The sequence below is a fragment of the Actinoplanes sp. NPDC048796 genome (assembly GCF_040650035.1).
GTDB lineage: Bacteria > Actinomycetota > Actinomycetes > Mycobacteriales > Micromonosporaceae > Actinoplanes.
This window is the reverse complement of record NZ_JBEZGO010000018.1, coordinates 124,674-133,302: the sequence shown is the minus strand read 5'-3', so window position 1 is coordinate 133,302 and position 8,629 is coordinate 124,674. Positions and strand designations below refer to the sequence as shown.

General features: G+C 71.9%; 8 protein-coding genes. 4 read left to right on the top strand and 4 right to left on the bottom strand.

The features are described 5' to 3' along the window. On the top strand, positions 1–204 hold a 204-nt coding region (locus AB0C26_RS41080; RefSeq protein WP_360259251.1), incomplete at its 5' end, for a DUF2283 domain-containing protein. A 9-nt stretch (positions 205–213) separates the two neighbouring features. Here the strand turns inward: AB0C26_RS41080 and AB0C26_RS41075 are convergent. Continuing rightward, positions 214–1,614: an FAD-dependent oxidoreductase gene (locus AB0C26_RS41075; protein ID WP_360259248.1), complete on the bottom strand. Its 1,401-nt coding sequence runs from the start codon at positions 1,612–1,614 to the stop codon at positions 214–216. Positions 1,615–1,676: 62 nt separating this feature from the next. On the opposite strand from AB0C26_RS41075, the gene AB0C26_RS41070 reads away from it, so the two are divergent. Further along, positions 1,677–2,372, top strand: coding sequence for a TetR/AcrR family transcriptional regulator (locus AB0C26_RS41070; RefSeq protein WP_360259246.1), 696 nt, complete (start codon positions 1,677–1,679; stop codon positions 2,370–2,372). 70 nt (positions 2,373–2,442) lie between these two features. Further along, a complete protein-coding gene (locus AB0C26_RS41065) occupies positions 2,443–4,344 on the top strand; it encodes a GAF domain-containing protein (RefSeq protein WP_360259244.1) in 1,902 nt (633 codons plus the stop codon). Here AB0C26_RS41065 and AB0C26_RS41060 read toward each other — a convergent pair. Continuing rightward, on the bottom strand, positions 4,319–4,531 hold the full coding sequence (locus tag AB0C26_RS41060; protein WP_360259242.1) for a DUF5999 family protein: 213 nt from the start codon (positions 4,529–4,531) through the stop codon (positions 4,319–4,321). The two genes, AB0C26_RS41065 and AB0C26_RS41060, sit on opposite strands and share 26 nt — an antisense overlap. A gap of 118 nt (positions 4,532–4,649) precedes the next feature. On the opposite strand from AB0C26_RS41060, the gene AB0C26_RS41055 reads away from it, so the two are divergent. Continuing rightward, positions 4,650–5,294, top strand: a complete 645-nt coding sequence (locus AB0C26_RS41055) for a response regulator transcription factor (RefSeq protein ID WP_360259255.1) — start codon at positions 4,650–4,652, stop codon at positions 5,292–5,294. Here the strand turns inward: AB0C26_RS41055 and AB0C26_RS41050 are convergent. After that, complete coding sequence (locus AB0C26_RS41050) at positions 5,280–5,627, bottom strand: response regulator (RefSeq protein ID WP_360259239.1); 348 nt, start codon at positions 5,625–5,627, stop codon at positions 5,280–5,282. The two genes, AB0C26_RS41055 and AB0C26_RS41050, sit on opposite strands and share 15 nt — an antisense overlap. A gap of 70 nt (positions 5,628–5,697) precedes the next feature. After that, entirely contained in the window at positions 5,698–8,598 is a 2,901-nt protein-coding gene (locus tag AB0C26_RS41045; protein ID WP_360259237.1) for a M36 family metallopeptidase, read from the bottom strand. Between the last annotated feature and the right edge of the window lie 31 nt (positions 8,599–8,629).

Below are 8,629 nucleotides of genomic sequence, written 5' to 3'. Positions count from 1 at the left end.
GAACTCACGAGGGTAGGGCTTGGGCACAGCAACATCCTTCCAGCCCGCCGTCACGGCAAGCCATCTCAGATGTCACCTATCTGTGCAGCAGACCCCCTCGACTTCGACGCCGAGGGCAGGCTGCTCGGCGTCGAGGTGCTCGACGCGCGCGGGAAGCTGCCGCCGGAGCTGCTGCGCGCGGCCGAGGGCATCACCCGCCGATAGCCGGCTCGCCTACGAGTCGAAGGAGAAGCCCATCAGGCTGGCGGTCTTCAGGATCAGGCCGTCGCGCCCGGCGTTGCGGTCCGAGGCGGATATGGCTCGGCGGATCACCTGGACGGCCGGGTACGTCAGGGGCTCGGGTGGGATGGGCAGCGGGCGCTTGGTGGCCATCTTCAGGTGGGTACGTGGGGTGTCGGCGCCCGCGAGCAGGTCGAGCATGACCGTGGCGGCGAAGCGGGTCGCGGCCACGCCCAGGCCGGTGAAGCCGCCGGCGTAGGCGACCTTGCCGTTCATCGCCACGCCCTGGAAGGCGGCCAGCTGGGTGGACATGTCGATCATGCCGCCCCAGGTGTGGGTGAATCTGATGTCGTGGAGCTGGGGGAACGTACGCAGGAAATGGTCTGCTAAGCGGTTGAAGGTTTCCGGGCGCTGGTCGAATTCGGGGCGGATGCCGCGGCCCCGGTGGTAGACGGCGTCGTAGCCGCCCCACAGGATGCGATTGTCGGCGGTCTTGCGGTAGTAGTGGAACTGCCTCGACGTGTCGGAGATGCCGAAGCGGCCGTGCCAGCCGATCTCGTCGAGCTGGGCGGCGGTGAGCGGTTCCGTCATCAGGACGTAGTCGTAGACGGGCAGGGTCAGCAGGCGGTTGCGCCGCAGCAGGGACGGGAAGCCGTTGGTGGCCAGCACGGCCTGGCGGCAGCGGACCGTGCCCATGCCGGTGGCGGCCTGGACGGTGCCGCGCCGCTCGGTCAGGCGTTTGACCGGCGTGTGCTCGAAGACCCGTACACCTAATGCTTTGACCGCGGCCTTCAGACCCCAGGCCAGTTTGGCCGGGTGCACGAGCGCGTTGCCCGACTTGTGGAAGACGCCGGCGCGGTAGAGCGGGGAGCGCACGGGCAGCTCGTCGGCGCCGAGGAAGCCCGGCTGCGCGCGCAGCTCGTCCACCTGGTGGGGCTCGGTGGCGACCGACAGGGCGCCCTCCTGTTCGTACTCGGCGTCGATGCCGTGCCTGGTCAGGGAGTCGCGGAAGCCGCTGAAGTTCTCCGCTGCGAGGGTGTCCAGCACGTCCAGGTCGTCGGCGAAGTAGCGCCGGCCGTTGGCCGGGCCGTGGGTGAGGCTGGCCTCGACGAAACCGCCGTTGCGGCCGCTCGCGGCCCAGCCGATCTCGGCCGCCTCGACCAGGACGACGTCGCGGGTGGGGTCCTGCTCCTTGGCTTGCAGGGCGGTCCAGAGGCCGCAATAACCGCCGCCGACGATCAGCAGGTCGGTGTCGACGGCGCCGACGAGCGCGGGCTCGGGGGCCGGCCGGCCCGGGTCCTCGAGCCAGTACGGGGTGCGGGCCGCGCCGGCCAGGGCCGTGCGGAGGCGCCGTGGGTCGGTGCGGATGTCGAGGTCGTAAGCCGGCCTGGTCATGAACCCAGGGAACCGCCGGGCTATTCTTAAGTCAATGCGTTGACATAAGGAGTGGGTACGCCGTGACGACCACCCGAACCGGAACGGCCCGAGTGCGGCGGCGCCCCACCCGCAGCGGGGTGGTGCTCGAACCGGACCTGATCATCGACGCGGCGTTGCGGCTCATCGAGGCCCCGGGCGGCAACGCGCTCACCGTGCGCCGCCTCGGCGTCGAGCTGGGCGCCGACCCGAGCGCGATCTACCGCTATTTCCGCGACCTCGACGCGCTGCTCATCGCCATCGCCGACCGGCTCATCGGGGAGACGCTGTCCGGGTTCGAGCCCGGACCCGACTGGGCCGCGTCGCTGCGCGAGCTGGGGGAGCGGGTGCACGACTCGATGCTGCGCCACCCTCGCCTGGCCCAGCTGCGGGCGGTCCGCTTCACCGCCGGCCCGAACGAGCTGCGCGCCGATGACCTCGGCATCGGCCTGCTGCGGCAAGCCGGCTTCCCGGCCGCCGAGGCCGTCCGCCACTACTCCGACTTCATCGACGCGGTCCTCTCCCTGGCCGCGATGGACGCGGCCGAGCTCGCCCCGAGCCAGGAGCAGACCGACAAAGAGGCTTTGGCCCAGACGTACGCCTCCTTCAGCGCCGCCGACTACCCCCACCTGGCCGCCGTGCGCGATCATCTCCCGCAGGTGACCTCGTCCCCGTTTCCGGGGGTCCTCGACAAACTGATCTACGCGCTCAAGGGGATGGCAACGGCGCAGCGGTCCTGACCCGCCCCCGCCGCGGGCTGCCATGATCCGCGCCATTGTGCGCTGATGAAAGCTTTGGCAGCCTCTACGGGTGCGACGCCGACTACCACTCTCGCTCGAAGTCACCTTCTCCCTGCTCTCCGGGGTGGGCTCGTTCGTCGTCGTGGCGATCATCGGTACCTACCTGCGGGCCCATGTGCCGACCGTGCACGCGCCGTTGCTCGGGGTCGTCCTGCTGGCGATCGTCCTGGTCCTGGCCCGCACGGTCGGGATCATGTATGCGCTGCCGGTCGGCGTGGCCGCCGTGCAGGCGTTCGACTGGTTCTTCCTGCCGCCGCTGCGCGACCTCAACGACACCTCGCTGATCGTGCTGGCCCTGTTCATCAGCACCGCGACGATCGTCTCCACGGTCGCCACCGTGGCCAGCCGCCGCGCCGTCGAGAGCGAGCGGGCCCGCGGTGACCTGGCCGGGGAGCAGGCCGCGCTGCGCCGGGTCGCCACGCTGGTGGCCGCGCAGGCCAAGCCGTCCGAGGTGTTCACCGCGATCGCCGACGAGCTGGCCGGCCTGATCGGCGCCGAGGGCACGTTCGTGGCCCGGCACGACGACGACGCGGTCACCGTCGTGGCGTCGTACGGGCTGCTCCGCGACGAGATGCCGGTGGATCGCCGGCTCGAGCTGAGCCTGGACACCTCGGTGCTGATGCGCACCGCCATCGAGAGTGGCGAGCCCATCAAGCGCTCCGGTGAGCCGTTCCTCACCGGGCCGTTCAAGGACATCATCGGCCGGCTCGGCCTGGGCGCCGCGATCGCCACGCCGGTCACGGTCGGCGGCCGGCAGTGGGGCGTGATCGTCGCCGCCACCACCCAGCCCGACTTCGCGCCCGGCACCGAGTCCCGTATCTGCGACTTCATGGAGCTGGCGGCCACCGCCATCGCCAACACGCAGGCCGAGCAGCGGCTGCGCGAGCTCGCCGAGACGCAGGCCTCGCTGCGCCGGCTCGCCCTGCTCATCGCCCGGGGCGAGGCGCCCGAGCGGGTCTTCACCGCCGTCACCGGCGAGGTGCTGCGGCACTTCGGCGGCGGGCACGCCCGGCTCGTGCGCTACGAGCTCGACGGTACCGTCACGCTGCTGGCCGGTGATCCGTGGGACGGCGACGCGCTGGCCGCCACGGTCCGCGAGACCGGCCGGGCCGCCCGGGTCGACGACACGCTGGTCGGCGTGCCGATCCACGTCAACGGCCGGCTGTGGGGCATGTTCGTGGTCGGCCGGGGCGAGGAGGAGCTGCCGGCCGACACCGAGGACCGGATGACCGAGTACACCGACCTGGTCGCGACCGCGGTGGCCGACGCGCAGAGCCGGGCCGACCTGCAGAGCTCGCGGGCCCGGATCGTGGCCGCGGCCGACGAGGCCCGGCGGCGCATCGAACGCGACCTGCATGACGGGGCCCAGCAGCGGCTGGTGGCGCTGGCCCTGCGGCTGCGGGGGCTCGGGATGGGCGTCGAGGGGGAGACCCGGCGCGAGGTCACCGATGTCGCCGGTGACCTGATGACCGTGATCGACGAGCTGCGGGAGCTGTCCCGGGGCATCCACCCGGCCGTGCTCTCCGACTCCGGCCTGCGGCCGGCGCTGCGGGCTCTCGCGCGCCGTTCGCCGCTTCCGGTGGAGGTGGACGTACGCCTGGACGACCGCCTGCCGTCGGCGGTCGAGGTGGGCGCCTACTACGTGGTGTCCGAGATGGTGACCAACGCGGCCAAGCACTCCGGCGCGTCGGTGGTCGAGGTGACCGTCGACGTCGACGGCGAGGTGCTGCGGCTGGTGGTCCGCGACGACGGCGCCGGGGGAGCGGATCCCACGCGCGGCACCGGTCTGCTGGGGCTCAAGGACCGCATCGAGGCTCTGGGCGGCACGTTCGACGTGCGCAGCCCCGCGGGCGGCGGCACGACCGTGACCTGCCGGGTGCCGTTGACTACGCGGCAACCCGATGGGTCGTGACCGGCGCGGCGGCCCGGCGCTTGCGGCTCGTGATGGCAATCACGGGGGCGGCCTGGACGGCGCTGTCGAGCACGATGGCACCGTTGCACAGCATGGCCCATCCGAGGTCGGCGTGATGCATGATGACCTGCGCGGTCTCGGCGCCGGGCTGGTCGACGGCGGGGCACTTCGGCTGGTGTTCGCACATGACTACAGCCTCGTCATCAGGCCCGCTCCGCACATCTCCGTTAGCCCGACTCGTGCTTACCGGCTCCCCGGTACCGGCTAGCCGGTAAGTCACCGGAGATAATGCGCCCATGAGCGGGATGAGGGTGGTACTGGCGGAGGACGACGTCCTGCTGCGCGAGGGTCTGGCGAGCCTGCTGGACCGGTCCGGCCTCGAGGTGCTGGGTCAGGCCGGCGACGCGGTCGAGCTGATGACGCTGGTCCGTCAGCACAAGCCCGGCCTGGTGGTGGTCGACGTGCGGATGCCGCCGACGAACACGACCGAGGGGCTGAAGGCGGCCAAGCAGATCCGCGAGGAACTGCCCGACACCGGCATCCTGGTGCTGTCCGCCTACGCCGACGTCGAGCAGGCCATGGAGCTGCTGGCCAGCGGCCGCCGCATCGGCTACCTGCTGAAGAGCCGCATCACCGACGTGGCCGAGTTCCTGGCCGCGCTCGAGCGCATCGCCGGCGGCGGTTCGGTCATCGACCCCGGCCTGGTCGAGGAACTGGTCAGCTCGCGGCGCCGCGACGACCCGCTGGCCGTGCTGAGCACCCGCGAGCGCGAGGTGCTGGCCCAGATGGCCGAGGGCCAGTCGAACGCCGGCATCGCCCGGCGGCTGTTCATCACCGAGGGCACCGTCGAGAAACACGTGCGCAGCGTGCTGGCGAAGCTGCAACTGCCGGAGACGGACGACCACCACCGGCGGGTGCTGGCCGTCCTGGCCTTTCTAGAGGCGCGCTAGGAGCCCCTCGACCCCGGCCGCGGAGAGCTCGAGCTTCGACAGGAAGCCGATGGCCGGGCTCTCGTCGATCAGGTCGACGTAGTCGTCGCCGGAATGCGTGGAGATCATGATCACCGGGGTCGGCGCGAGCCGCCGGGCGAGGTCGAAGCCGCTCTCGCCGCCCAGGTTGATGTCGACCAGGGCCACGTCCGGCCCGAGTTCGCCGGCGCGGCCCACGGCGTCGGCGATGTGCGAGGCCGTGCCCGCGACGACCAGCCCCTCGCGCTCCAGGAGGTCGCGCGCGGCGGCTAAGAAGTGCTCGTTGTCATCGACGAGCAGGCAACGCAGTGTCACCCCCCTAGAGTGGCATCCCCGGACATCCCGCGCATTCCTGCTAGCGGTAGTCCGGGGATGCGACTCTCATTTATTTCGTGAACGCCTCGAACTCGGCCACGCGCACGTTCAGCGCCTGCGGGCTGGCCGTGGCGCAGTCGGTGTTCGCGCGGGGATCGGCGTCCTGCTCACCGGCGTAGTCGGGCGCGCCGGTGCACTGGTTGGTCACCACTTCGAGCCGCAGGTGCGTGGCCGTGGTGGGCCGGATGCCGAACGACTTGATGATCAGCTCCGGGGCCCGGGGCCGCGGCGAACCGGACGGGAACGCGTCCGGCCGGCTGGTGAACACGGTGCGGAACTCGGCCGCGTTCGCGCAGGTGACGGTGGCCGAGGCGGTGCAGGCCTGAACCCGGAACTGGCGCAGCGCGCTGTACCGGTTCTGCACCGCGCCGTCCGGATCGGTGGTGATCTGCGGCCGCAGCAGGGCGCTCACCTGCACCCGGCGTACCGTCTGGGCCCGGTCGCCGGCCAGGTCGACGGTGACCTGACGGCCGGCGACCGGCGCGCCGAGCGAGGCCCAGTTGGTGGCCTCGTCGTCGTCGGTGAGCCGGGCCAGGTTGATGCCGTCGCCGGTGGCCGTGGCGCCGGCGGCGCCCGAGGCGAGGTTCAGCGGCATGCGCACGGTGAGCGTGCGCTTCTGTCCCCAGCGGTACGGGGACTCGCCCACCCGGGCCAGGCCGTGACCGGGCGCCTGGGCGACGAACCGGTACGAACCCGGCACGATGCTGACCGTGTCCGGCAGCGCGGTGGCCGGGTCGGTGTCGGCGATCGGCACCGCCCGCGCCTGGTAGTCACCGGCGAACAGCTTGGCGCCGGTTACCGGACGGCCACGCTCGTCGACCGGGCGGAAGGTGACTGTCGCCTCCTTGGCGTACGGGGAGGTGAAGTCGGGCCGCGGGTCGGCGTCGGTGGCGCCGTTGCTCAGCGCGTTCTGGCCGAGGCCGCGGCGGGCGAAGGCGTTCCACAGCAGGTCCTGGTTGCGGCCGCCGAAGCGCACCAGGTCCGCGCCGAGCAGGGCGTCACGGGCGTCGACCATGCTGTTGGCGCTGTTGGCCATCAGCAGGAACGAGTCGAACACCAGCTGGATCCAGCGCCGGTTGCCCGGGCAGGACGTCACCGGGATACGGCCGTTGGCGCAGGACTTCTGCAACGCGGGCGAGCCCGACCCGTACCGCTGCATGAAGGCCTTGCGGATGTCGAAGTTGGTGGCGCTCCACAGCTCGCCGGACGCGTGCACCTGGAGGCCGACCAGGTCGTAGTCGACGCTGGCGTAGGTGAGCTGCGGGTTGCGGCTCATGTTGTAGTTACGGATGCCGGCGTTGGCGTCGCTGGTCACGTACTCGCCGACCGTGTACGTCTTCTGGTAGCCGTGCTCGTACAGGTACTCGATGGCCAGCTGGTCGGACCAGCTCTCGCTCATGCCCTGCGGCGACGAGAGGCCGCCGTCCGGACCGGCGATCATGCGGTTGGTGACGGCGTGCCCGTACTCGTGGGCGATGACCGACATGTCGTAGTCACCGTCGACGCAGGGGGCGTAGAACGTGCCCGCGATCGGCTGCCACAGGTACATGTTGGTGATCGGCGCCTCGCCGTCGGGCGGGGTGATCTGGTTGGCGTTGTTGCGGGCGGCGAAGGTGGGCGGGCCGCCGCTGATGCCGCCGGCCTGCGCGTTGCCCTGCTCGTAGTCGTCCGGCAGGCCGCCCGGGCGCGGGTTGTCGTCCTGCATGTTCCAGGTGGCCTCGGTGAAGCCCAGGTGGTACGTCCAGTCGTGCATGCGGTTGTGCATCGCGAACAGGTTGGCCCGGGCCGCGTCGATGTCGTTCTTCTCGGGCGACTCGAACGTCGAGGGCGCGCACCGCTCGCGCTGCCACTGGTTGGTCCACGCGTAGTCGTACTTCCGGTTCGGCCGGGGCGCCGCCGTCTCGGTGCCGACCGTGAACGGGTCGCTGGAGTTCCAGTTCTCCACCGCGATGGCGTTGTTGCCGCGGGTGGTGAAGGTGGGCTCGCCGGTGGCCGGGTCGACGTCCCAGCCGAGCGGGGAGGCCGGGGTGCCGACCACCTCGTCGCAGCGGGGCCCGGGGGCGAAGCACCACGTGCGGCGGGTGTCGCGCGAGGAGTAGCTGGTCGGCGGGTTGGCCGGGAAGACCTCCCACTCGGGGTGGTCGCTGTCGGCGTCGACGATGTCGTCGCGCACCAGCACCTTGCCGTCGCGGGCGTCGACGTACGTCGTGTAGGCGACCGGGTCGGCGCCTTGCAGGTCGTCGCCGAGGGTGACCTGATATGCGGCGCGGGCGCCGCGGTCGGCGGTGGGCACGGCGACCAGCTTGCTCGCCAGGATGGTGGCGCCGGGCAGGCCGGCCTCGGCCTTGGCGGCGGCCGCGGCCTGGTCGGCGCCGAGGGTGGCCGGTTCGGGCGCCGCCGCGTCGCGGGCCAGCGATGAGCTGACGTACCAGACCTTGCCGTCGCGCACGCCCACCGAGAGCAGGCCGTCGCGGCCGGCGACCAGGTCGCCGAAGCGCTGCCGGAAGACGACCGCCGCGCCCTCCCCGATCGGAGCGGAGGTCAGCAGCTCGAGGGAGCCGGCGCCGGCGGCGGTCAGGCCGAGGACGTCGCGGTTGCCGGCGACGTAGGCGCGGGCGGCGGCCACCGGGTCGGCCGCGAGCCCCTCGTCGAGCGGCTCGGTGGCGGCGGTCAGGCTGGCCGGGGTGCCGAAGTCGTTCCAGCGGACGTGGTCGTCAGCTGTCTTGGCTCGCTGGGTGGATGTGGGTGCGAGGTGGCCGGAGCGGTAGTCCCTGCTTCCGTCCTCGCTGGGTGCCTTCGCTGCGGCCGGGCTCGGGGGCGCGGCCTGGCTGCCGGATCCGGCGACCAGGACGAGCGCGGCCGCCAGCAGCCCGGCGGTGGTTCCCGCCGACGCACGGGATGGAGCGCGCACGGTACCTCCTTTGTGGAACGGCTGATGAAGC

Excerpts from the sequence above, each read along its gene's own strand:
- AB0C26_RS41060 (WP_360259242.1), bottom strand. The coding sequence starts at position 4,531 with ATGTGCGAACACCAGCCGAAGTGCCCCGCCGTCGACCAGCCCGGCGCC.
- AB0C26_RS41075 (WP_360259248.1), bottom strand. The coding sequence starts at position 1,614 with ATGACCAGGCCGGCTTACGACCTCGACATCCGCACCGACCCACGGCGC.
- AB0C26_RS41055 (WP_360259255.1), top strand. The coding sequence starts at position 4,650 with ATGAGGGTGGTACTGGCGGAGGACGACGTCCTGCTGCGCGAGGGTCTG.